This window comes from Arthrobacter sp. Dra40, from assembly GCF_059091905.1.
This window is the reverse complement of the sequence record NZ_JBNHHB010000007.1, coordinates 36,003-56,810: the sequence shown is the minus strand read 5'-3', so window position 1 is coordinate 56,810 and position 20,808 is coordinate 36,003. Positions and strand designations below refer to the sequence as shown.

19 protein-coding genes are annotated in these 20,808 nt (G+C 66.6%); 15 read left to right on the top strand and 4 right to left on the bottom strand.

Annotated elements, in window-relative coordinates; all coding sequences use genetic code 11:
• Positions 1-103: 103 nt before the first annotated feature.
• The 5 genes from AC5RWT_RS05595 (at position 104) to AC5RWT_RS05575 (ending at position 5,353) form a co-directional block, all read left to right on the top strand.
• The gene (locus AC5RWT_RS05595; RefSeq protein WP_494045643.1) at positions 104-1,444 is read left to right on the top strand and encodes a hemolysin family protein; all 1,341 of its coding nucleotides are present in this window, start codon (positions 104-106) and stop codon (positions 1,442-1,444) included.
• An 8-nt stretch (positions 1,445-1,452) separates the two neighbouring features.
• Positions 1,453-2,502 carry a hemolysin family protein gene (locus AC5RWT_RS05590; RefSeq protein ID WP_494079484.1) on the top strand — a complete coding sequence of 350 codons (1,050 nt, stop codon included), beginning with the start codon at positions 1,453-1,455 and terminating at the stop codon, positions 2,500-2,502.
• Between the two features lie 135 nt (positions 2,503-2,637).
• Positions 2,638-3,654, top strand: coding sequence for a metal ABC transporter solute-binding protein, Zn/Mn family (locus tag AC5RWT_RS05585; protein ID WP_494079483.1), 1,017 nt, complete (start codon positions 2,638-2,640; stop codon positions 3,652-3,654).
• Positions 3,651-4,457, top strand: coding sequence for a metal ABC transporter ATP-binding protein (locus AC5RWT_RS05580; RefSeq protein ID WP_494079482.1), 807 nt, complete (start codon positions 3,651-3,653; stop codon positions 4,455-4,457). Before AC5RWT_RS05585 ends, AC5RWT_RS05580 begins: the two co-directional genes overlap by 4 nt.
• 2 nt (positions 4,458-4,459) lie before the next feature.
• Positions 4,460-5,353 (top strand): metal ABC transporter permease, encoded by an 894-nt coding sequence (locus AC5RWT_RS05575; RefSeq protein WP_494045647.1) that lies wholly within the window; start codon positions 4,460-4,462, stop codon positions 5,351-5,353.
• Between the two features lie 53 nt (positions 5,354-5,406).
• Here AC5RWT_RS05575 and AC5RWT_RS05570 read toward each other — a convergent pair whose 3' ends face one another.
• On the bottom strand, positions 5,407-5,859 hold the full coding sequence (locus tag AC5RWT_RS05570; RefSeq protein ID WP_494045648.1) for a Fur family transcriptional regulator: 453 nt from the start codon (positions 5,857-5,859) through the stop codon (positions 5,407-5,409).
• 128 nt (positions 5,860-5,987) lie between these two features.
• Between AC5RWT_RS05570 and AC5RWT_RS05565 the strand changes: the two genes are divergently transcribed.
• The 4 genes from AC5RWT_RS05565 to AC5RWT_RS05550 all read left to right on the top strand — a co-directional run bounded on the left by AC5RWT_RS05565 (position 5,988) and on the right by AC5RWT_RS05550 (position 9,376).
• Entirely contained in the window at positions 5,988-6,647 is a 660-nt protein-coding gene (locus tag AC5RWT_RS05565; RefSeq protein ID WP_494079481.1) for an MBL fold metallo-hydrolase, read from the top strand.
• Positions 6,648-6,761: 114 nt separating this feature from the next.
• On the top strand, positions 6,762-7,601 hold the full coding sequence (locus AC5RWT_RS05560) for a sulfurtransferase (RefSeq protein WP_494079480.1): 840 nt from the start codon (positions 6,762-6,764) through the stop codon (positions 7,599-7,601).
• A gap of 202 nt (positions 7,602-7,803) precedes the next feature.
• Positions 7,804-8,859 (top strand): NAD(P)-dependent alcohol dehydrogenase, encoded by a 1,056-nt coding sequence (locus AC5RWT_RS05555; RefSeq protein WP_494045651.1) that lies wholly within the window; start codon positions 7,804-7,806, stop codon positions 8,857-8,859.
• A gap of 88 nt (positions 8,860-8,947) precedes the next feature.
• Positions 8,948-9,376, top strand: coding sequence for an HIT family protein (locus AC5RWT_RS05550; protein WP_494079479.1), 429 nt, complete (start codon positions 8,948-8,950; stop codon positions 9,374-9,376).
• 289 nt (positions 9,377-9,665) lie between these two features.
• On the opposite strand, the gene hrpA is transcribed toward AC5RWT_RS05550, so the two are convergent.
• On the bottom strand, positions 9,666-13,682 hold the full coding sequence (hrpA, locus tag AC5RWT_RS05545) for an ATP-dependent RNA helicase HrpA (protein ID WP_494079478.1): 4,017 nt from the start codon (positions 13,680-13,682) through the stop codon (positions 9,666-9,668).
• Between the two features lie 370 nt (positions 13,683-14,052).
• Here hrpA and AC5RWT_RS05540 point away from each other — a divergent pair, with 370 nt between their 5' ends.
• The 3 genes from AC5RWT_RS05540 to AC5RWT_RS05530 all read left to right on the top strand — a co-directional run bounded on the left by AC5RWT_RS05540 (position 14,053) and on the right by AC5RWT_RS05530 (position 16,843).
• Positions 14,053-15,048: an ABC transporter substrate-binding protein gene (locus AC5RWT_RS05540; RefSeq protein ID WP_494045859.1), complete on the top strand. Its 996-nt coding sequence runs from the start codon at positions 14,053-14,055 to the stop codon at positions 15,046-15,048.
• A gap of 105 nt (positions 15,049-15,153) precedes the next feature.
• Positions 15,154-16,053 carry an ABC transporter permease gene (locus AC5RWT_RS05535; protein ID WP_494045654.1) on the top strand — a complete coding sequence of 300 codons (900 nt, stop codon included), beginning with the start codon at positions 15,154-15,156 and terminating at the stop codon, positions 16,051-16,053.
• Position 16,054: 1 nt separating this feature from the next.
• Entirely contained in the window at positions 16,055-16,843 is a 789-nt protein-coding gene (locus AC5RWT_RS05530) for an ABC transporter ATP-binding protein (protein WP_494045655.1), read from the top strand.
• Between the two features lie 56 nt (positions 16,844-16,899).
• Here the strand turns inward: AC5RWT_RS05530 and AC5RWT_RS05525 are convergent, their stop codons facing one another.
• Positions 16,900-17,877, bottom strand: coding sequence for a helix-turn-helix transcriptional regulator (locus AC5RWT_RS05525; RefSeq protein WP_494045656.1), 978 nt, complete (start codon positions 17,875-17,877; stop codon positions 16,900-16,902).
• A gap of 227 nt (positions 17,878-18,104) precedes the next feature.
• Here AC5RWT_RS05525 and AC5RWT_RS05520 point away from each other — a divergent pair, with 227 nt between their 5' ends.
• Positions 18,105-18,662, top strand: coding sequence for a DinB family protein (locus AC5RWT_RS05520; RefSeq protein WP_494079477.1), 558 nt, complete (start codon positions 18,105-18,107; stop codon positions 18,660-18,662).
• Positions 18,663-18,726: 64 nt separating this feature from the next.
• Here AC5RWT_RS05520 and AC5RWT_RS05515 read toward each other — a convergent pair whose 3' ends face one another.
• Positions 18,727-18,894: a hypothetical protein gene (locus tag AC5RWT_RS05515; RefSeq protein ID WP_494045658.1), complete on the bottom strand. Its 168-nt coding sequence runs from the start codon at positions 18,892-18,894 to the stop codon at positions 18,727-18,729.
• An 81-nt stretch (positions 18,895-18,975) separates the two neighbouring features.
• Here AC5RWT_RS05515 and AC5RWT_RS05510 point away from each other — a divergent pair, with 81 nt between their 5' ends.
• Together AC5RWT_RS05510 and AC5RWT_RS05505 are read left to right on the top strand one after the other, a co-directional pair.
• Positions 18,976-19,971, top strand: coding sequence for a GlxA family transcriptional regulator (locus AC5RWT_RS05510; protein ID WP_494045659.1), 996 nt, complete (start codon positions 18,976-18,978; stop codon positions 19,969-19,971).
• A gap of 150 nt (positions 19,972-20,121) precedes the next feature.
• Positions 20,122-20,742 carry a hypothetical protein gene (locus AC5RWT_RS05505; protein WP_494079476.1) on the top strand — a complete coding sequence of 207 codons (621 nt, stop codon included), beginning with the start codon at positions 20,122-20,124 and terminating at the stop codon, positions 20,740-20,742.
• Positions 20,743-20,808: the final 66 nt, after the last annotated feature.

Here is a 20,808-nt window from a genome sequence, read left to right as displayed (position 1 = left end):
TCACACACTTGCCGCCAACGCGGCCGGTCAGGAGCCTTCTAGTCCGGGCTCGGATGACCACCTTCCATCTGCCCGCCTGATCTGCAGGACGGTGGCGCGCTAAATGGAATGGATCCAAATCGCCGCCGGCATGTTGCTGATCCTCGGCACCGGGTTCTTCGTCGCGGTTGAATTCGCCCTGGTGGCCCTTGACCAGCCCACCGTGCAGCGCGCCATCGACAAGGGCGACCGCGGCGCAGTCCCGCTGATGAAATGCCTGAAGTCCCTCTCTACACAGCTCTCCAGCTGCCAGCTCGGCATTACCTTGACCACGCTGCTGACCGGTTTCTTGATGGAACCGGCCATCAGCAGCTTGCTGCGGCCGCCGCTGGCGGCGCTGGGTCTGGCCGAGGCAGTCATTCAGCCCATCGGCGCCGTGATCGCCATGGTGATCGCCACCCTGCTCTCCATGTTGCTGGGCGAACTGGTGCCGAAGAACGCTTCCATCGCCCTGCCGATGGCAGTGGGCAAGCTGGTGGCACGGCCCCAACTGATCTTCACCGCCGTCTTCAAGCCGTTCGTACTGATGCTCAACGGCTTCGCCAACAAGGTGCTCCACCTGTTCGGGCTGGAAGCCAAGGAAGAGCTCTCCGGAGCCCGGACTCCCTCCGAGCTGGCGTCGCTGGTGCGCCGTTCCGCCGAAATGGGCACGTTGGATGCCGGGACCGCGAACTTCCTGGCCAAGACGCTGTCCTTCTCCGGCCGGACTGCGGCCGATGTGATGACGCCGCGGATCCGCGTCGAGTTCATCGATGCGGACCAGACCGTGGCCGACCTGATCGCCGCTGCCCGCCGTACCGGATTCTCCCGGTTCCCGGTGCTCGGCGATTCGCCCGACGACGTCCGCGGCGTCGCGCACATCAAGAAGGCCATCGGCGTCCCGCGCAAGAAGCGTGCGGCCCTGCCCGCGGCCACCATCATGACCGACGTGCTGCGGGTGCCGGAGACGGTGCACCTGGATTCGCTGCTCTCCGAACTGCGTGCCGCGAACCTGCAGTTCGCCGTCGTCCTCGACGAATACGGCGGAACCGCGGGGGTGGTCACGCTGGAGGACCTGGTGGAGGAAATCGTCGGCGAGGTCGCCGACGAACACGACCGGGTGAAGCCCGGAGTGCTGCAGAGCGCCGCTGGCAACTGGTATTTCCCCGGCCTGATGCGCCCGGATGAGGTCACCGAGCAGATCCCGCAGCTGACCGTGCCCGACGAGGCCAGCTACGAAACGGTGGGCGGCTTCATCATGGCCGAGCTGGGCCGGATTGCCGTGGTCGGCGATACGGTTCCGGTGGACGGCGGTACCCTGGAGGTCGAGCGGCTGGACGGACGGCGGGTGGACCGCGTGCGCTTCATCCCCGATCCGGCAACCGGTGCGGGACTGCCCAATGCCGGCAAGGCGGGTGAGCTCTGATGGCGGCGATGGGTATTTTCTGGTTGGTCGTGTTGCTGATCGGCAACGCTTTCTTCGTCGGCGCGGAGTTCGCCGTCATGTCCGCCCGACGCAGCCAGATCGAGCCTCTGGCCGAAGCCGGCTCCAAGCGTGCCAAGACCACCCTGTGGGCCATGGAGCATGTCTCCCTGATGCTGGCCTGTGCCCAGCTGGGCATCACCGTGTGTTCGCTGCTGATTCTGAACGTGGCCGAACCGGCGATCAAGGAACTGCTGCTGCTGCCGCTGGAGGGGTGGCTGGGCGTTCCGCATGAGGTCTCCTATGGGATTTCCTTCGCCGTGGCGCTGCTGGTGGTGACCTTCCTGCACGTGACCTTTGGCGAAATGGTGCCGAAGAACATCTCCGTCTCCGTGGCGGACAAGGCCGCGTTGCTGCTCGCCCCGCCGCTGGTGGCCGTGTCCAAGGTGGTGCGGCCGGTGATCGCCACGCTGAACTGGTCGGCTAACCACATCCTCCGGGCGGTGCGGATTCAACCGAAGGACGAGGTGACCTCCACCTTCACGCTGGAGGAGGTCCAGTCGATCGTGCAGGAGTCCACCAAGCACGGACTGGTGGACGACGACGCCGGACTGATCTCCAGTTCGCTGGAGTTCTCGGCCGTCACGGCGGCCACCGTGATGGTGCCCCTTGACCAGCTGGTGACCATCGGCGTCGACACCACGCCGGAGCAGTTCGAGCGGGTGGTGGGCCGCACCGGGTTCTCCCGGTTTGCGGTGGCCGACGCCGACGACAACCTCACCGGGTACCTGCACCTGAAGGACGTCATGACCATCCCGGAGGACCGGTTCAATAAGACCATTCCGCTGACCAAGGTCCGCACGCTGGCCAATCTGGCGCTGGATGAGGAAATCGAGGATGCGCTGGGCGTCATGCAGCGGACCGGGTCGCACCTGGCCCGCGTGCTGGGCACCGACGGCAGCACCCACGGCGTGCTGTTCCTCGAGGACGTGATCGAAGTGCTGGTGGGCGAGATCCGCGACGAGACCCAGGCCCAGGGCCTCCGCCGGACCGGCGAATAATCCGCCCCGAGGGCGCGGAACTGCTGCGGCGGTTCCGCGCCCTCGGTGCGCGGTAATGCGAACGGTTCGCAATGCGCTAAGCTGGAAATGCTTATTGTTATTGATTCTCATCTGTGAGTAGAACCGAGGTCGCCCGTGAGGCTCTCCCGTACCACCCCCGTCTGCGCAGGCCTGGCCGTGACCGCACTGCTGCTGTCCGGCTGCGCGGCTGCCGGGGGCGCGGACGAAGCGGACGGCACCGTGAGCGTAGTAGCCTCCACCAACGTCTACGGAGACCTGGCCCGCAGCATCGGCGGCGACCAGGTTGAGGTCACGTCGATCATCGACCGGATGGCCCAGGACCCGCACTCCTATGAGGCAACGGCCCGCGACAAACTGGCGGTGTCCCAGGCCGACCTCGTGCTGGAAAACGGCGGCGGCTACGACACGTTCATGCACACCCTCGCCGACGATACCGGCGTCGACCATAACAACATCATCACCGCGGTGGAGCTGTCGCCGCTGCCCGGCGCGGAAGGCGAGGCCGCGCACGCTCCTGCGGCCACAGGCGCCGACGACGGCGGCGCGAACCACGCGGGGGAGGGCGCCGACCACGCGGACCACGGCCATGCGGAGCACAGCCACGGCGGCTTCAATGAACACGTCTGGTACGACCTCGCCACCATGGCCAAGGTAGCCGATGCCGTTGCCGGGAAGCTGTCCGCGCTGGACCCGGAACAGGCCGACACCTTCAAGGCCAATGCCGGGCGGTTCCAAGCCGGGCTGGACAAGCTGCAGGCCGAGGTGGACGGACTGGCCGCAGCCGCCGACGGGGAAGCAGTGGCGGCCACCGATCCGGTGCCGCTGCACCTGTTCGACGCCCTGGGACTGGAGAACAGGACCCCCGACGACTTCATGGAGGCCGCAGAGGAAGGCAGCGATGCATCCCCGCAGGCCCTGAAAGCAGCCGAAGACCTGGTCACCGGCGGGTCGGTCCGGTTCGTCGCCTACAACGAACAGACCGAGGGACCGCAGACACAGCGCCTCCGCCTGTTGGCGGAGAAGGCGGGCATCGCCGTTGTCGATTTCACCGAAACCCTGCCGGAAGGCCAGGACTACCTCGGCTGGATGAGGGCGAACCTCCACGCCGTGGAGAAGGCGCTGCGCGGATGAGCGGGGTTACAACCGCCGCCGTCCGCCTGGAGGGTGCATCGCTGTCCTTCGGCCGGCGGGTGCTGTGGCACGACCTGGATTTGACCATCAGGCCGGGGGAGTTCTTCGCGGTGCTGGGTCCGAACGGCTCCGGGAAGACCAGCTTCCTGCGCGTGTTGCTGGGCCTGCAGCCGCTGAGCCACGGCACGGCCGAAATCAATGGGCGGCCGCTGGAACGCGGCAGCCGGGACATCGGCTACATCCCGCAGCAGAAGACCTTCGCCCCGGAGACACCGCTGCGAGCCCGCGATCTGGTGGGCCTGGGCCTGGATGGTCACCGGTGGGGCATCCGGCTGAACGCGCGGAAACATCGCCGGCGGGTGGACGAACTGCTGGAGATGGTCGGCGCCGAAGGCTACGCGGAAGCCCCGGTCGGGCAGCTTTCCGGCGGCGAACAACAGCGGCTGCGGGCGGCCCAGGCACTGGCTTCCGACCCCAAAGTCCTGCTCTGCGACGAGCCGTTGCTTTCCCTCGACCTGCACCACCAACAGGCCGTCAGCGCAATGATCAACCGGCAATGCCATGACAAGAACAGCGCCGTGGTGTTCGTGACGCATGAAATCAATCCCATCATCGACTACGTGGACCGGGTGTTGTACCTGGCCGGCGGGCAGTTCCGCGTGGGCACGCCGGAGGAAGTGATGACCACCGAGGTGCTGTCGCGGATGTACAACAGCCACGTGGAAGTCATCCACAACCAGGGCCGCATCATTGTGGTGGGCCTGCCGGACGCCACCACGCACCAGCACGGCGGGGGGGAGTAGCCATGGACCCCTCGGAGCTGCTGAACGCGGTCTTCAATTTCAGCGACTACGGCGAGTTGCTGCCGCTGGTGCGCAACTCGCTGATCGCCGGCGCCGTCCTGGGCCTGGTCGGCGGCCTGATCGGTGTGTTCGTGATGATGCGGGACCTGGCGTTTGCCGTGCACGGTATCGCCGAACTGTCCTTCGCCGGGGCGGCCTTCGCCCTGCTGATCGGCGCCAACGTGGTGTTCGGGTCGCTGGTGGGCTCGGTGATTGCGGCCGTCGTCCTGGGCATGCTGGGCATGCGCGCCCGGGACCGGAATTCGATCACCGGTGTGATCATGTCCTTCGGGCTGGGCCTGGGCATCCTGTTCCTTTCGCTCTACGAGGGCCGCTCGGCGAACAAGTTCGGCCTGCTGACCGGGCAGATTGTGTCCGTGGACACCGTGCAACTGAACCTGCTGGCCGCGGGATCGGCGGTAGTCATCCTGGGGCTGCTGGCCATCTGGCGTCCGCTGACCTTTGCCAGCGCCGATCCGGACTTGGCCGAGGCCCGCGGCGTACCCGTCGGTGCGCTGGCGATCGTTTTCATGTTCCTGCTGGGACTGGCCGTGGCGCTGTCCATCCAGGTGGTCGGTGCCCTGTTGGTGCTGTCGCTGGTGATTACCCCGGCGGCCGCCGCGCTCCGGGTCAGCAGTTCGCCGCGGGTGGTAGTGCTGCTGAGCGTGGTGTTCGCCATGACGGCAACCCTGGGCGGAATCCTGCTGGCTCTGGGCGGCAGCCTGCCGATCAGTCCCTACGTGACCACGATTTCGTTCCTGATCTACGTGGTGTGCCGGCTGGCCGGCGCCCGGCGGCAGCGCCGCGGCAGGGTGGGGCGGCGCACTGTGGCCGCGGTGAAGGTCAGCGCCGGCTAACGCAGGGCTACTGGGCGCCGGGCTACTGAACGGCGGGTTGCTGGGCTGCGGGGTTACTGGCCAACGGCGTCGCCGGGCGCGGCGCTGCATTCCGGGCACAGCCCGTACATTTCCACCGTGTGCGCCACCTGTGTAAAGCCGTGCTCCCGTGCCATCCGCGCCGCCCATTGTTCCACCGCCGGAGCCTCGATCTCCACGGTCTTGCCGCAGTTCCGGCAGAGCAGGTGATGGTGGTGGTGCTCGACCGCGCAGCGCCGGTAGACGGCTTCACCCTCGCCGTTGCGCATCACGTCCAGCTGGCCGTCGTCGGCCATGGACTGCAGGATCCGGTAGGTGGTGGCCAGGGAGACCGGCTCACCGCGCTCCTGCAACAACCGGTGCAGTTCCTGGGTGCTGACGAAGTCCTCCAGGCTGTCCAAGGCGGTGGCCACGGCTACCCGCTGGCGGGTCACTCGCTGCTCCGGACCGCGGCGCTGCGCCTGCGGTTTGGCTGACGGGACGGACATGTCCGCTTCGGCTCCTTGCTGCTGGTTCTGGACGCCCGTGGGCTTTTTCCAGCCTACCAGCAGCCCTGATTGGCAGGGCCTGCGGGCCGCCATACCGCCTTCCGCCCGGCGCGGTTAGGGTTGGTGCCATGCAGCTGACAAAATTCACCCATTCCTGCGTCCGGCTCGAAGAGAACGGGCACGTCCTGGCGATCGACCCCGGCAATTTCTCCGAGGTGGAGCAGGCCCTCGACGGAGCCTCCACCGTCCTGGTGACCCACGAGCACGCGGACCACCTCGACCGGGACCGGGTGCTCGGCCTGCTCGCGGAGGCGGACGGAATGGATCTGTATGCTCCGGCCTCGCTAGCGGCCGATCTCCGAGCGCTCGCCCCGGAGACGTCGGCGCGGATCCACGCGGCCGAGCCGGAGACTGAGTTCGAGGTGCCAGGGTTCCGCATCCGCACCTTCGGCGGCCAGCATGCGTTGATCCATCCGCACATCCCGGTGGTGGCCAACATCGGCTACGTCATTAACGACAACCTGTACCACCCGGGGGATTCGTTCATCGTGCCGCACGGGCTGATGGTGAAGAACGTGCTGGTGCCCATCCACGCTCCCTGGTCGAAGACGGCCGAGGTGATCGACTTCGTCACCGCCATGCGCGCCGAGCATGCCTACCCGATCCACGACGCCGGGCTCAGCGACCGCGGCCTGCCGCTGGTGGAAAAGCACGTGACGCTGTTCGGCGGCTACTACGGTACCGGCTACCAGCACCTGTCGCCGGGGGAGAGCGTGGACTTGGCCTGACAGCCGGGGCGGTCGGTGTCCGGGCGTGGACGCTTGGCCCGGTACCCGCCGCTGTGATGGACTGGCCGGACACCGGCGGGCAACGACGCCCGCCAGCAGTCAGGAGGAGATCTCATGAGGACTCTGATGGACGTGCAGACGCTGCGTGAACGGATGACCTCCGGACAGCGCACCGTACTGCTGGATGTCCGCTGGAAACTCGGCGACCGCGGCGGCGACGGCCAACGCCGCTACCGCCAAGCCCACATCCCCGGTGCCGTCTATGTTGACCTGCCGTCGCAACTTGCGTCCGCGCCGTCCGCGGCCGAAGGACGCCACCCGCTGCCGGAGCCGGAGGCCTTCCGCGAGGCCGCGCGGGACTGGGGCATCAACAACGGCGACGTGGTGGTGGCCTACGACGACAACGGCGGCCTGTCCGCCGCCCGGGTGTGGTGGCTGCTGCGCGACGGCGGCTTCGACACCGTGTACCTGCTCGACGGCGGACTGGCCGCGTGGAGCGCCGAAGGGTACGAACTCGACAGCGGCGAAGAACTGGCATCACTGGGAAACGTCGAACTGGGCAGCGGGCGAATGCCCCGACTCGAGCTGGAAGACGTGCTGGACTTCGCCGGTAGCTCGCTGTTGCTTGATGCCCGCGCGCCCGAGCGCTACCGCGGCGAGCTGGAGCCGGTTGACCCGCGCGCAGGCCACATTCCGGGCGCGGTGAGCGCACCGACCACGGAGAATCTCGCCCCCGGCGGGCATTTCCTGCCGGCCGCGGAACTCGCCGCGCGGTTCAAGGACCTGGGCGCCGACGGCCGGGACGTAGCGGTCTATTGCGGCTCCGGGATTAACGCCGCGCACCAAATCGCCGCCCTGGCCGAGGCCGGCATCGGTGCGTCCTTGTTCCCGGGGTCATGGTCCCAGTGGTGCGGGCATCCTGAGCTGCCGATAGCAACCGGCGACGAGCCGTGAACGGCGGCCGTCCGGCGTCGTGCACCACGGAAGCCGGAGCGTCACAGACGGTGCGTCCCGGTGGCATGGCGGTCCGGCAAACGGTAGCGTCGGGCTCATGACACTTGGCCGTCCGGCACCACCGCCGTTGGGAAAACCGCTTTCACTTCAGCAGGAACAGCTAGCCCACGCGGCAGCAGGCCGGCAGACACCGAGGAGCAGTATGGATACGGCGTTGGCCTATGGCGTGGAGGCCCCGGGCTCCGGCCTGGTCCCGCTGCAGGTAAAACGCCGCGACCCGGATGCGCACGACGTGGAGATCGCCATCGCGTTCTGCGGCCTCTGCCATTCCGATGTGCATACCGTCCGCGGGGAGTGGCGCGAGATCGACTACCCGCTGGTGCCCGGCCACGAAATCGTCGGCCGGGTCACCGCCATCGGCCAGGACGTGACACTGCACGCCGTGGGCGATCTGGTGGGCGTGGGCTGCATGGTGGATTCGTGCCGCGACTGCGCCGCCTGTGACGAGGGGCTGGAACAGTACTGCGACAAGGGCGCGGTGGGCACCTACGGGGCCCGCGACCGGCGCCACGGCGGTGAGGTGACGCAGGGCGGATACGCAACCTCCGTCGTCGTCGATGAAAATTTTGTGCTGCGGATGCCGCCGGAGCTGGACCCGGCCGCGGCGGCACCGCTGTTGTGCGCCGGCATCACCACGTACTCGCCGATGCGCTACTTCGGCGTGGAAGCCGGCGATTCCGTCGGCGTGGTGGGTCTCGGCGGGCTGGGGCACATGGCCGTCAAGCTGGCCAAGGCCATGGGCGCGTCCGTGACGGTCTTCACCAGCTCGGCGGACAAGGCCGATTCCGCCCGTGCGCTCGGTGCCGACCACGTGGTGGTGACCGGCGATGACGAGGCGCTCGCCGCCGCCCGGCGCAGTGTGGACCTGGTGATCGATACGGTGTCCGTGGCCCACGACCTGGCGCCGTACCTGCGGACGATCCGGCGCGACGGCGCGCTGATCCAGCTGGGTGTGCCGCCCGAGCCGATGCCGCCGGTGCCGGTCAACCTGCTGATGCGCCACCGGATTGCCTACGGGGCGTCGAACATCGGCGGTATCGCCGAAACCCAGGAGATGCTCGATTTCTGCGCCGAACACGGGATCACCGCCGACGTCGAACTGGTGCGCGCCCCGGAGCTGAACCAGGCCTATGACCGGATGGTGGCCGGCGACGTTGCCTACCGGTTTGTGCTGGACATCGCCTCGCTTAACGACTGAGTCTTCGCCGGCCCACTGATCCGCTGACTGCTGCCCAACTACTGACTGACCGACTGACTGACAGACTGACAGACAAGGATTCCCTTACATGAGCACACTGTTCACCAAGATCATCGACGGCGAAATTCCCGGCCGCTTCGTCTGGAAGGACGACGACGTGGTGGCCTTCCTGAGCATCAATCCGCTCGCGGACGGACACGCGCTGGTGGTGCCGCGGCAGGAAGTGGACCGCTGGACCGACGCCCCCGCCGACCTGCTGCAGAAGCTCACCGCGGTGGCCCAGACCGTCGGCAAGGCCCAAGTGGAGGCTTTCGGCGCCGCCCGTGCCGGCCTGATCATCGCCGGGTTCGAGGTGGACCACCTGCACCTGCACGTCTGGCCGTCGAACTCACAGGCCGAGTACGACTTCAAACGTGCCCAGCAGAACCCCGATCAGGACGTGATGGAGGAATCCGCCCAGCGGCTTCGGGCGGCTCTGCGCGACGCCGGCCACGGGGATAACGTCCCCGAAGACTGACCTTTCTGGAGGGTTGCGCCGGGTGGACATCGTGCCGGGCGAACAACGTGCCCGGCGGCGCGGCCCGGCGAAGCGTTGCGGATCGCGAGGTCAGGGTAGGGCGTCCAGATCACCAAGCGTCGTCCAAATCCGGGGCAGTAACCCCTGACGTGGGCGCCAAACCCTGAGGTCACGCTGAGGTCAGGGGCAGTAACCCCTGACCTCGGCCTGCCCCTGACCTCGGGCCCGGCCCTCGCCGCCGGCCCAGACTTGGCGCCAGACCCTGAGTCGCCAGACACTGAGGCCAGCGTCAGCCGGCGAGGGTCTCGTGCAGCGCCGCCCGGACGCGCTTCTCGGACACCGAGAACGCCGTTCCGAGTTCCTGCGCGAAGAAGCTGATCCGCAGTTCCTCCAGCATCCAGCGCACCTTGTCCAGGCCGGAACCGTCCAGGCTGCCCGGTTTCAGGGCCGCCCGGGCGTCGTCGTACTCGTCTTCGAGCCGTTGCACCACGGACATCTGCTGTGCGTCCCGGCCCACGGCCGTGGGCAGTTTCTGCAGCCTGCGCTCGATGCCCTCCAGATAGCGCGGCAGCTGGCTCAGCTGCGCGTACCCGGTGGCGGCCACGAAGCCGGGGTAGACCAGTTGTTCCAGTTGGCTCTTGATGTCGGAGAGCGGACTGATCAGCGCCAGGCTGGCGTTGGACTTCAGTTCCTTCTGGATCCGCCGGGAGCTGGAGAGGATCTTCTCCACAATGGCGGTCACGGTGAACACGGTGTCGATCAATTCGGCGCGGACCTGCTCGTACAGGGCATCGAACCCGGCCTTGGTGAACGGCAAATCGGCTGGCACCAGCTTGTCCACCGCGGCCTGCGTGCAGTCATCGATCAGCGACGCCACCGAGCCGTGCGGGTTCTGCGTGAAGGTCAGCTTCTCCGTGTTGTTCAGGTGATCCAGCACGTACCGCTGCGGCGAGGGCACGCGCAGCACCAGCAGGCGGATGACGCCCGAGCGCATGGCCGCCTGCTGGCTTGCCGGGGTCTGGAAGACCCGCACACCCGCGGTGGCGCCCTCATCGACCAGCGCTGGATAACCGGTCACGGTGTGGCCGGCCACCTCGCGCTTAACCTCGCGGGGAAGGTCGCCGTCCGGCCAGGCGGTCAGCCCGCTGCGTTCCTGCACGCCGCCGGTTGCCTGACCCGGGGAAGCCGACGACGGCGCGCCGGCACCGGGGGCGGCTGCGGCCGCGGCTCCTTGCCGGCCACCGTGCTTGCCATGCTTCTTGCCGGCACCGCCGCGGCCCTTCTCCGGCGACGGCTGGCCCGATGGTCGGCCAAGGCCGCTCGCGGCCGCCTGAGAACCCGGCGTTGCCCCCAGGGACTCGGCGATCGCCCGCCGGTTGGCCGGCGCCAGTTCCTGCTGCAGTTTCGCCAGGTCCTTGGCCTCGTCCAGCACCTTGCCCTTGCCGTCCACCACCTGGAAAGTCATCCGCAGATGCGGCGGCACGGTCTCCCAGTTCCAGGACCCGGGCGGGATGATGTGCCCCTTCAACCGGCGCAGCACCAGTTCCAGCGAGGGCTCCAGTGCATCCTCGGCCGGATTGAAGTCCGCGGCCAGGGCTGCCGCCGCGCTCCGGGCCACGTCCGGCGCCGGCACAAAGTTCTTGCGGATCTGCTTAGGCAGCGACTTGATCAGCGCGGTCACCAGTTCCACCCGAAGGCCGGGGATCTGCCAGCGGAAGGGGGCTTCGTCCAGCTGGTTCAGGAACAGGACCGGCACGTGCACGGTCACGCCGTCGGACGGATCCGGGGTGGCGCCCGGTGCCACCGGCGAGAATTCGTAGCTCAGCGGGAGCTCGAACGACCCTTGCTGCCAGGTCTTCGGGAACGCCGACGCGTCCAGCTCCTCGGCGTCGGCGGCCAGCACGGCGTCCGGATCGAAATCGAGCAGCGTGGGATCGTCCGCGCGGGCGTCCTTCCACCACTTGTCGAAGTGCCGTTCGGAGACCACGTCGGGTCCGATCCGCTCGTCGTAGAACTCGAACAGCGTCTCGTCGTCCACGCGCAGGTCGCGGCGGCGCATCCGGGTTTCCAGTTCCTCCACCTCGGCCAGCAGCCGGCGGTTGCGGTGGAAGAACTTGTGGTGCGTGCGCCAGTCGCCTTCCACCAGGGCGTGGCGGATGAACAGCTCGCGGCTGAGCTCCCGGTCGATCCGCCCGTACTGGATCCGCCGCTGCGGGACAATCGGCACCCCGTAGAGCGTGACCTTCTCGTACGCCATCACCGAGCCCATCTTCTTGGACCAGTGCGGCTCCGAATACGTTCGCTTGCACAGTTGCGGCGCAATCTCTTCGGCCCAGACCGGGTCGAAGGTGGCAGCAACCCGGGCCCAGAGCCGGGACGTTTCCACCAGTTCGGCCGCCATCACCCAGTCCGGCGACTTCTTGAACAGCGCCGAGCCCGGGAAGATGGCGAACCGGGTGCCGCGGGCGCCGGCGTATTCGCGCTTGCGTTCCTCGTACACGCCGATGTGGCTGAGCAGGCCGGCCAGCAGGGACTTGTGGATGTCATCGTGCTTGCCGGCGGGGTCAACATCCCGCCCGGACTCCAGCGTGATGCCCAGCGGCTTGGCAAGCTGGCGCAGCTGCGCGAACAGGTCCTGCCACTCCCGGACCCGCAGGTAGTTGATGAACTCGGTGCGGCACAGCTTGCGGAACTGGGTCGAGGAGAGCTCCTGCTGCTTCTCCTGCAGATAGCGCCACAGGTTCAGAACCCCGGTGAAGTCGGACTTCTCATCCACGAAGCGCTTGTGCTTCTCGGTGGCCTGCTGCTGTTGGTCGGTGGGGCGTTCCCTCGGGTCCTGGATGGTCAGCGCCGCCGCCAGCACCATCACCTCGCGCACGCATCCGCGCTGGCCGGCTTCCACGATCATCCGGCCCAACCGCGGGTCCACCGGCAGCAGCGCCAGTTTGCGCCCGACGGCGGTGAGTCCGGGTTTCGCCGTCGTCCCGCCTTTGGTGCCGGGTTCGGGCAGGGCTCCGAGTTCGCGCAGGAGCGTGACGCCGTCGTTGATGGCACGGGTCTCGGGCGGCTCCACGAACGGGAACGCCTCAATGTCCTTGGAGTCCCCGGCCACCCCCATGGCGGTCATCTGCAGGATGACCGCGGCCAGGTTGGTGCGCAGGATTTCGGGGTCGGTGAATTCCGGCCGGGAGTCGTAGTCCTCCTCGGAATAAAGCCGGATGGCAATGCCGTCGCTGACGCGGCCGCAGCGGCCCGAGCGCTGATTGGCCGAGGCCTGCGAGATCCGTTCGATCGGCAGACGCTGGACCTTGGTGCGGTGCGAGTAGCGGGAGATGCGCGCCGTTCCGGTGTCGATCACGTACTTGATGCCCGGAACGGTCAGCGAGGTCTCGGCCACGTTGGTGGCCAGCACAATCCGGCGCTGGCCCCCGGGGGAGAAGACGCGGTGCTGCTCCGCCAGTGAGAGCCGGGCATACAAGGGCAGGATCTGGGTGCCCGCCAGCCGGCGGTTGGTCTTGATCCTGGCCGTCAGGGCGTCGGCGGCATCGCGGATTTCGCGCTCGCCGGAGAAGAAGACCAGGATGTCGCCGGGTGCTTCCAGGGACAGTTCATCCACTGCATCGCAGACGGCGTCGAGCGGGTCCCGGTCTTCCTCCAGTTCGTCCGCGTCCGGGTTGTCGGCGTCCGAGCCCGCCGGTTGGTTCAGCGGGCGGTAGCGGATTTCCACCGGGTAGGTCCGGCCGGAAACCTCGATGACGGGCGCAGGGGCGTCGTCGTTGCCGAAGTGACGGGCGAATCGCTCCGGATCGATGGTGGCCGAGGTGATGATCACCTTCAGGTCCGGGCGCTTCGGCAGCACGCGCTTGAGGTAGCCCAGGATGAAGTCGATGTTGAGGCTGCGTTCGTGCGCCTCGTCGATGATGATGGTGCTGTATTTCTTCAGCAGCTTGTCATGCTGGATCTCGGCCAGCAGGATGCCGTCGGTCATCAGCTTGATCCGGGTATCCCGGCTGACTTCGCCGGTGAAGCGGACCTGGAAGCCCACTTCCTCGCCGATCTTTACATCCAGCTCTTCGGCAATACGCTCGGCCACGGTCCTGGCCGCCAGCCGCCGGGGCTGGGTATGGCCGATCAGACCCTTCTCGCCCAGGCCCAGCTCCAGGCACATTTTCGGGATCTGGGTGGTTTTGCCGGAACCGGTTTCGCCGGCGATGACGGTCACTTGGTTCGCGGCAATGGCCGCCATGATGTCCTCGCGCCGCTCTGAAACCGGCAGGGCCGAGGGATACGTGATATTCACAGCCATGATTGATCACAGTCTAGCGGCTGGACCGGCGGCCCCGGCCCGGCCGGACGGGGAGCCGCGGGAGCAAACGGACCGTGGACGAAAATAACTATCCGGTGACATGGGGATGCAATTTGTCCGGCAGAGGAGACGTATCTCATATGGTTGTCCTGACCCCGCGGGTCTGATTGGACAATGTGATTCGGTTCACAGGTAAGATCTTCAGGACGCTTTCCGCAGGGATCGCCCTGCCATATCTTCGGCGCCGATGACGCTGCCGTGGGTGGCGGACCGCAACAGCTGCGCCGGGGAGGGGCAGCAGGCGGAAATGTGCCGGATTACCGTCACATGATGGACATTCGAAAGGAACACCGTGAAGAAACGTTCGACCATGTTCGGCCTGGGTGCAGGCCTGCTGGCCACCACCCTGCTGGTTTCCGCGTGCGGCAGCCCGGCATCGTCCGAGGGCAACGCAGCCGAAGGCGCCACCGAATCCGTGGAAATCGGCATCAGCCAGATTATTTCGCACCCGTCCCTGGACGCGGCCAACGAAGGATTCAAGAAGGCGCTGGCCGACAACGGCTACGTCGAGGGTGAGACCGTGACCTACGACGAGCAGAACGCGCAGGGCGACCAGGCCACAGCCACCTCCATCGCCGGCAAGTTCGCCAGCGACAAGAAGGACCTCATCCTGGCGATCGCCACGCCGACCGCGCAGGCGGCCGTCCAGGCCATCGTGGACACCCCCATCCTCTTCACCGCCGTCACCGATCCGGTATCCGCTGACCTGGTGGAAAGCATGGACGCCCCGGGTTCCAACGTCACCGGTACGTCCGACCGCAACCCCGTCGAAGAGCAGTTGGCCCTGGTCAAGGAGCTGAACCCGGACGCGAAGTCCGTGGGCATTGTCTACTCCTCGGGCGAGGTCAACTCCGGCGTCCAGGTTGAGTGGGCCAAGGAAGCCGGCAAGAAGCTGGGTCTGGAGATCAAGGAAGCGGCCATTTCCAACTCGACCGAGGTCCAGCAGGCCGCCGAGTCGCTGGACGTCGACGCGTTCTACGTGCCGACCGATAACGCCGTCGTTTCGGCCCTCGAGTCGCTGATCCAGGTGGCCGAGTCCAAGAAGATCCTCACCATCGCCGCCGAAGGTGATTCGGTGAAGCGCGGCACGGTGGCCACCTACGGCATCAACTACGAAAAGCTGGGCTACCAGACCGGTGAGATGGCCGTGAAGATCCTCAAGGGCGAGGCCGAGCCGGCATCGATGCCGGTGGAGACCCAGACCGAGCTGGAACTCTACGTCAACGAGGCCGCTGCCAAGCGCACCGGCATCACGCTGCCCGACGGCTTTGCTGACAAGGCCAAGGCCGACCACGTCTTCAAGTAAACCCGAAGGCACTTCCGGCGCGAGCTGAAGAAGTCCGCAGTCCGTCCGGCGACCGGCCACCCCGGCCGCCGGACGGACCCCACGAGAGACCAAGGTCCTTTACTTATGATTACCGCGGTTGAGCTTGGGCTGATCTACGCGATCATGGCCCTGGGGGTCTATCTGACCTTCCGCATCCTCAATTTTCCCGACCTGACGGTCGACGGCAGCTTCACCACCGGTGCCGGAGTTGCCGCCATCAGCATCATCAACGGCATGCCACCGGTCATGGCCACGGTTTTGGCCTTCATTGCCGGCATGGCTGCCGGCGCCGTCACGGGCCTGTTGCATACCAAGGGCAAGATCAACGGCCTGCTGGCGGGCATCCTCACCATGATCGCCCTCTATTCCATCAACCTGCGCATCATGGGCAAGGCCAACCTGCCGCTACTGCGTGAGGAAACCCTGATCACTCCGCTGCGCGAAGCCGGCCTGCTCGGTGGCATCGGCGCCATCGCCATCTTCCTGCTGGTCGCGTTGGCGGTGAAGGTGATCATGGACTGGTTCCTGCACACCGACGTCGGACTGGCCATGCAGGCCACGGGCGACAACGAACAGATGATCCGCAGCTTCGGCGTCAGCACCGACAACCAAAAGATCCTCGGCCTGGCGCTGTCCAACGGACTGGTAGCACTCTGCGGGGCCTTCATCGCCCAGTACCAGGGCTTTGCCGACATCGGCATGGGCATCGGCCTGATCCTGGCCGGCCTCGCCTCGGTAATCATCGGCCAGGCTATCTTCGGCACCCGCCTGATCTGGATCGCCACGCTGGCCGTCGTGTTCGGCTCCGTTCTGTACCGCGTGGTCATCCAGTTGGCCCTGGAAGCCGGACTGAAGCAGACCGACATGAAGCTGGTCTCCGCCGTGCTTGTGGTCATGGCGCTGCTCCTTCCGCAATGGAAGGTCTTCGCCCGGGTCGGTGGTCTGGGGAAGATGAAGAAATCCCTGACGGGAGCGAAGGGCTGACATGCTGGATATCAAGAACGTTCACAAGACCTTCTTCGCGGGCACCGTCAACGAGCGTGTTGCCCTGCAGGACATCAATTTGACGCTGAAGGCCGGCGAATTCGTCACGGTCATCGGCAGCAACGGCGCCGGCAAATCGACCATTCTGAACATCACCTCCGGCAAGCTGCGCCCGGACACCGGCACGGTGAGCATTGACGGCAATGACGTCACAAGGCTTGCAGACCATCAGCGTGCCCGCTTCATCGGACGCGTGTTCCAGGATCCGATGGCCGGCACCTCGCCGGAAATGACCATCGAAGAGAACCTGGCCATCGCCTACGAGCGCGGCAAGCGGCGCGGTTTGCGCCCCGGCGTGACCCGCAAGAAGCGCGAGTTCTTCAAAGAAGAGCTGCGCTCCCTGGAACTGGGGCTGGAGAACCGGCTCAAGGCCAAGGTGGGACTGCTCTCGGGCGGCCAGCGGCAGGCCCTGTCCCTGTTGATGGCCACGTTCAGCAGCCCGAAGATCCTGCTGCTGGACGAGCACACCGCCGCACTGGATCCGCAGCGTGCGGAACTGGTCAGCCGGCTGACGGCCGAGGTGGTGGACCGCCATCAGCTGACCACCCTGATGGTCACGCACAACATGGAGCAGGCGCTGCGGCTGGGCACCCGGCTGATCATGATGCATGACGGCCGGATCATCCTGGACCTCGATCAAGAGCAGAAGCTGAAGGCCACCGTGCCGGACCTGCTGCACGAGTTCGAAAAGATCAAGGGCGTGGTGGACGACCGCACCATGCTCCAGTAGTAACTGGCGCTCCCGGAATAACAGACCACGGCAGCGCACGACGGCGGCTGTCCCACCTACGCGGGTGGGGCGGCCGCCGTTTCCGTGCCCGCGGCAGCGGACAGCCGGCCGGCGAGCTCCGCGGCGCGCTGCCGGAATTCCGCCGGTTCCAGGATTTCGAAGGCGAAGCCGACGGCGGCCAGCTGTACCAGGGGATAGTCGAGCGAGTCGTAACCTGCGCGCAGCATGGTGGCATCGCCGTCGTCGGACAGGGTGGCGATGTTCGGCGGGATCCGCTCCGCCACCGCCTGTAGCGGAGCGTGGATCCGTACCACCACGTCGAACTGGTAGGGAGACCGGGTGATCGACTGCTGGACGTACGCGGCGAGGTCCGGCTGTGGCAGCTGGCGCGGGGCGAAGCGTTCCCGGGGCGTCGGAACGGACTCGAACCGGTCCACCCGGAAGGTGCGCCAGTCCTGCCGGCCGGTGTCGAAGGCCACCAGATACCAGCGGCGGCCCGTGTCCACCAGCCGGTACGGTTCGGCCAGCCGGCGGGAGGATTCGCCGTCGGCCTTGGCGTAGCGGAAGCCGATCACGCGCCGCTCGGCGACGGCGCTGGAAATTCCGGTCAGCACCTCGGGATCCACCGCGGCGGTGGGGCCGGCCAGGGTGACCACGGCGTTCTTCAGGGTGGAGAACTTGGGCCGCAGCCGCGAGGGCAGCACTTGCTCCAGCTTGGTCAGGGCCCGCAGCGACGCCTCGCCGACGCCGGCCACCGGGCTGGCCGTCACGGCGCTAAGGCCCAGTGCCACGGCCAGGGCTTCGTCGTCGTCAAGCAGCAGCGGCGGAAGCTGGGCGCCCGCACCCAGCTGGTAGCCGCCCGCGACGCCGGGGGAGGCGTTGATGGGATAACCCAGGTTGCGCAGCTTGCCGATGTCCCGGCGCACCGTGCGCTCGGTGACGCTCATCCGCTCGGCCAACGCGGAGCCGGTCCACTCCCGGCGCATCTGGAGCAGGGAAAGCAGTTGCAGCAGCCGTGCTGACGTTTCGAGCATGGTCACCTGTGTCTGAAGCCGCCGGCCCGGCGGATGCTATCCGCCGTGGACCGGAGCCGGTATTTCCGGGGTAAGGCCAATCTACCCACGATTGCGGACAAGAGCTGTCCGTGATGACCGCCGCGTGGTCGGCTATGAGGCACTGAAGACTGGGCAACGCGGTCAGGCCGCTCCAAGATGGACTGGAGGGTCCGCGTGGCGGAGTTTCAGGGCTGATGGGAGCGGCGATGTCTTTCAATGCGGCAGTGGAATTGGTCGAGCAACTGACCTGGCACTGGGACGCCCAGGCGCGGCCCCGGTTGCAGGGACTCACCGACCAGGAGTATTTCTGGGAGCCCGCCGAGGGCTGCTGGAACGTCCGCCATCGTGGCATCAGCACCGCCCAGATGGCGGTGGGCGCCGGGGACTTCGTCATCGAATTCGCGGTCCCGGAACCCAAACCGCCGCCGGTAACCACGGTGGCCTGGCGCCTGAACCACATTCTGGTGGGGGTGCTCGGGAGCCGGAATGCTTCACACTTCGGCGGCCCAGAAGTGGGCTACGAGTCCTTTGAGTATCCCGGGACCGCCGTCGGTGCCTTGGCCCTGCTGGACGAATACTATGCGCGGTGGCTCCAGGGTGTCCGCGCTCTGGGCGAGGACGGGCTTGACCGGCCCTGCGGTCCTGCGGAAGGGGCCTTTGCCGACAGGTCCATGGGGACCCTCGTGCTGCACATCAATCGGGAAATGATTCATCATTTGGCCGAGATTGCGCTCTTGCGGGACTTGTTCGCGCACCGCCAGTAGCAAGACGAAGCCCGGCCGGGTAGCGGTCGGGCTCGGGGTGGATTGAGGGTAGGCAACGGTCGGGTCAGACCAACCGGATGACCTCCGAATAGGGGCGGCTCGGGACGGAGCCGGCGGTCCAATCGGCATGTGAACGTTCCGGCGGGGTGGCGCCGCGGCCGTCACGGATGATCAATCGGAGAGTGGCGACGATGACGAAGAGGGCCAGTGCGGTAATCAGAAGGAGTTCCATGCCTCTATGGTGATCCCGCTGGAACGGAAAAAAGAGTGGCAGAAACGACCATAAAGCACAAAAAACTGCCATACTGGTTGCATGTTGAAAACAGTGGCTGTGGTGGTGCTTCCGGGGGCCGCGCCGTTCGAGTTTGGGGTGGTTTGCGAAGTCTTCGGTATCGACCGGTCCGACCGCGGCACGGGCGTTCCGGCGTTTGACTTCCGGATCTGCACGACCGTGCCCGGGGTGGTCAGCAGCAAGCTGGGATTCTCGCTCAACGTCCCGCTTGGACTGGAGGCGGCCGCCGACGCAGACCTGGTGGTGGTTGCGCCTTACCAACAGATGGACCAAGTCCCCGACGAACTAAGGGAAGCCCTGCACGCGGCGCACGCCCGCGGCGCCTGGGTGCTGTCCGTGTGCTCGGCGGCCTTTGTGCTGGCCGAAGCGGGACTGCTGGATGGTCGCCGAGCCACCACGCACTGGCAGTACTCCCATCAGTTGGCGGCCAATTATCCGCAGATCGAAGTCGACGAAAACGTGCTGTATGTCGAGGACGACCGCATCATCACCAGCGCCGGGACGGCCGCGGGGATCGATGCCTGCCTGCATCTGGTCCGGACCGAACTCGGCGCCTCGGTGGCCACGGCCATCGCCCGGGACATGGTGGTGCCGCCGCACCGGGCCGGCGGGCAGGCGCAATATATTGACCGTCCGATGTCGCTGGCCGGCTGCCACACTCTGAAAGACCTGCTGGTGTGGCTGGATGAAAATCTGGCCCAGGACGTGACGGTCGCCCAGTTGGCCGACCGGGTGCATATGTCCGAGCGCACGTTCGCGCGCCGCTTCCGGGCCGAAACCGGGGCCACGCCGGCAGCGTGGATCAACGCGCAGCGGGTGCTCCGCGCGCAGGAGTTGCTGGAGGAATCGGACCTCAATATCGACGAAATTGCGCGGATCACGGGATTCGGCCAGGCGGTGCTGCTGCGCCACCATTTCGCCAAGTCCGTTGGCGTAAGCCCGGCGGCCTACCGCCGCACGTTCCGCGGCAGCGGTGTTCCGGCCAAGGCTCTTCAGCCTACGGCCGCGGCCCGTTAGGGGCGGTCACCTGTGGATCCGCGATGACCTGCCCTTGTGCTGCAGCCTTGCCGCATGGACAATCATAAGCGTGCTTAGTATATGGGCTGGCGATCACCGTTCGGCGGTTTGCTAGGCGCGCGACATCACGCTAGCAAGGGAGATCCGGTGATGAGTTCAGATTCAGAAGGAGCCAGCAGTTCAAAGGGACGCCGCGATGATGTGGTCGCCGCCGAGCATCGCCAGTTTGGCGGAATGAAGTTCGGGTCGGCGTTCTTCGGCTGGATAGCCGCCACTGGTATAGGAGCGATCCTGACTGCGTTGGTGGCCGCCATTGGCGCGGCCACAAGTTCGCAGAGCGCAGATCCGAGCCAGGCCGCCGACCAAGCGTCCCAAAATCTGGGCACGGTGGGGATAATCGGCGGTATCGTCCTGGCCGTGATCCTGTTCATTTCGTACTTCTGCGGCGGATATGTGGCAGGACGGATGGCTCGGTTCGACGGCGTGAAGCAAGGTTTGGCCGTGTGGCTCTGGGCCATCGTGGTGGCGATTGTGCTGGCCGTCCTGGGGTTGATCGTTGGTAGCCAGTTCAATGTACTCAGCAAATTGAACAGTTTCCCCCGCATCCCCGTGGGTGAAGAAACGTTGACGACCGGGGGAATCATCGTCCTGGTGGTCGCGGCACTAGTCTCGCTGGCGGGTGCGCTGCTCGGTGGCAGGTCCGGAATGCACTTCCACCGCAAAGTGGACCAGGTCGGTGTGGACCACAGTCTGGGGTCGGCAGAGCGCTGACGCAGGCGGTTGCCAAAGCCGAACAGGGGTAAGCTGCTCCGACTGGCGCTTAAACAAGGGAATCCC

Coding starts and splice junctions, on each gene's coding strand:
- AC5RWT_RS05595 (WP_494045643.1), top strand. CDS start 104: ATGGAATGGATCCAAATCGCCGCCGGCATGTTGCTGATCCTCGGCACC.
- AC5RWT_RS05590 (WP_494079484.1), top strand. CDS start 1,453: ATGGGTATTTTCTGGTTGGTCGTGTTGCTGATCGGCAACGCTTTCTTC.
- AC5RWT_RS05580 (WP_494079482.1), top strand. CDS start 3,651: ATGAGCGGGGTTACAACCGCCGCCGTCCGCCTGGAGGGTGCATCGCTG.
- AC5RWT_RS05575 (WP_494045647.1), top strand. CDS start 4,460: ATGGACCCCTCGGAGCTGCTGAACGCGGTCTTCAATTTCAGCGACTAC.
- AC5RWT_RS05570 (WP_494045648.1), bottom strand. CDS start 5,859: ATGTCCGTCCCGTCAGCCAAACCGCAGGCGCAGCGCCGCGGTCCGGAG.
- AC5RWT_RS05565 (WP_494079481.1), top strand. CDS start 5,988: ATGCAGCTGACAAAATTCACCCATTCCTGCGTCCGGCTCGAAGAGAAC.
- AC5RWT_RS05560 (WP_494079480.1), top strand. CDS start 6,762: ATGAGGACTCTGATGGACGTGCAGACGCTGCGTGAACGGATGACCTCC.
- AC5RWT_RS05555 (WP_494045651.1), top strand. CDS start 7,804: ATGGATACGGCGTTGGCCTATGGCGTGGAGGCCCCGGGCTCCGGCCTG.
- AC5RWT_RS05550 (WP_494079479.1), top strand. CDS start 8,948: ATGAGCACACTGTTCACCAAGATCATCGACGGCGAAATTCCCGGCCGC.
- hrpA (WP_494079478.1), bottom strand. CDS start 13,682: ATGGCTGTGAATATCACGTATCCCTCGGCCCTGCCGGTTTCAGAGCGG.
- AC5RWT_RS05540 (WP_494045859.1), top strand. CDS start 14,053: ATGTTCGGCCTGGGTGCAGGCCTGCTGGCCACCACCCTGCTGGTTTCC.
- AC5RWT_RS05535 (WP_494045654.1), top strand. CDS start 15,154: ATGATTACCGCGGTTGAGCTTGGGCTGATCTACGCGATCATGGCCCTG.
- AC5RWT_RS05530 (WP_494045655.1), top strand. CDS start 16,055: ATGCTGGATATCAAGAACGTTCACAAGACCTTCTTCGCGGGCACCGTC.
- AC5RWT_RS05525 (WP_494045656.1), bottom strand. CDS start 17,877: ATGCTCGAAACGTCAGCACGGCTGCTGCAACTGCTTTCCCTGCTCCAG.
- AC5RWT_RS05520 (WP_494079477.1), top strand. CDS start 18,105: ATGTCTTTCAATGCGGCAGTGGAATTGGTCGAGCAACTGACCTGGCAC.
- AC5RWT_RS05515 (WP_494045658.1), bottom strand. CDS start 18,894: ATGGAACTCCTTCTGATTACCGCACTGGCCCTCTTCGTCATCGTCGCC.
- AC5RWT_RS05510 (WP_494045659.1), top strand. CDS start 18,976: ATGTTGAAAACAGTGGCTGTGGTGGTGCTTCCGGGGGCCGCGCCGTTC.
- AC5RWT_RS05505 (WP_494079476.1), top strand. CDS start 20,122: ATGAGTTCAGATTCAGAAGGAGCCAGCAGTTCAAAGGGACGCCGCGAT.